The sequence below is a fragment of the Streptomyces sp. NPDC004609 genome (genome assembly GCF_042873655.1).
GTDB lineage: Bacteria > Actinomycetota > Actinomycetes > Streptomycetales > Streptomycetaceae > Streptomyces.
Genome location: NZ_JBIALS010000101.1, coordinates 1 through 1,411, shown reverse-complemented (window position 1 = coordinate 1,411; position 1,411 = coordinate 1). Strand labels below are relative to the sequence as shown.

Below are 1,411 nucleotides of genomic sequence, written 5' to 3'. Positions count from 1 at the left end.
CCTGCCGGGCGACCGCATCCCGAAGCCGGTCTGGCTGTGGTCCTCGGCCACCACCGCCACGCCGGCCGATGTGGACCGCTGGTGGCAGTCGTTCCTCCGCCGCTTCGACCTGGAACACACCTTCCGGCTGATGAAGCAGACCCTCGGTTGGACCGCGCCCGAGGGTCCGCCGCGCCGACACCGCCGACCTGTGGACCTGGCTGATCATCGCCGCCCACACCCAGCTCCGCCTCACCCGCCCTCCCGCCGAGGACCTTCGCCGCCCCTGGGACCGGAAAGCCGAGCCCCGCCGCCTCACCCCCGCCCGGGTAAGGCGGGGGTTTCGCACCATCCGGGCGACGGGGCGAGGCTGTCGCACGGCTCTCTTCGCTCGGGGATCAAGAGCGATTCGTTGTTCGGTTCCAGAGATCACAGGGGGTGTCGGAATCTTGGCTGGTGGGGCGGAACTTCTTGTCGTGTGGCAGAGAACGTGAGCTTGGGATGCCGCGGGATGTGCGGGATTGGCTGCCGCCCGAGCATCTGTGCTGGAAGGTGCTCGACGTCGTCGAACAGCTTGATCTTTCGGCGTTTGAGGACGGCTACCGCGGTGATGGCCAGGGAGGGGCGGGCTACCATCCCGCGTGCCTGGTCGCGCTGCTCCTGTACTGCTACAGCAAGGGCGTACGTTCCTCACGCCGTATCGAGCAGGCATGCTGGGACGACGTGGGCTGCCGGATCATCACCGCGGACCGCAGGCCGGACCACTCCACCGTCGCACGGTTCGTTCGACGCCACCGTGCCGCCTTGAAATCACTGTTCATACAGGTGCTGTCGCTGTGCGGCCGACGTGGCCTCGTGGATCTTTCGGCGGTGGCCGTGGACGGTTCGCCGATGGAGGCGAACGCATCACGTGACGCCAACCAGCGGCTTCAGCGCCGGGAAGAGACCATGTCCACGTGTGAGAACGAGATCGACTCGCTGGTGAAGCACGCACTCGCCCATGCGCGCAACGCCGAGGCCGATGAGTGGATCCGGGACGACGGCGAAGAAGCCGACGACTGGCCTCGTCTGTCCCGGTTGTGCGACCTGCTCACCCGGGCCCGCCTGGCCAGGGACAGACTGCACGAACGGGCGATGCCCTCACCCACCGAGACCAGGATCAAGGTCGAAGCCGCCGAACGCATGGTGGCCCGCGCTGAGAAACGTCTGGCCGCCGAGACAGCAGCTCACCAGGAGAAGCTGAGGAAGTACGAAATCCGTGCCCGAGAAGACCGGGCGGCGGGCCTCCGTGGAGCCAACGGACGGCCGCCGGCCTCGATGGACAGCAAGACCGTCCTCGTCCGGCAGCGAATCCGGCTGGAGAAGGCACGGGCTTGGCTCGAACGGGCCCGCACACCACGGCCTGTCCCCTCACCGGACTCCCGCGCCTGCC

1 protein-coding gene and 1 pseudogene are annotated in these 1,411 nt (G+C 68.0%); both read left to right on the top strand.

Translation table 11 applies throughout. The features are described 5' to 3' along the window. Positions 1 to 335: pseudogene (locus tag ACFYT4_RS36200) on the top strand (transposase); the annotation flags it as partial. A 157-nt stretch (positions 336 to 492) separates the two neighbouring features. Continuing rightward, positions 493 to 1,411, top strand: a 919-nt coding sequence (locus ACFYT4_RS36195) for a transposase (protein ID WP_389279179.1), incomplete at its 3' end; no start/stop codon positions are given.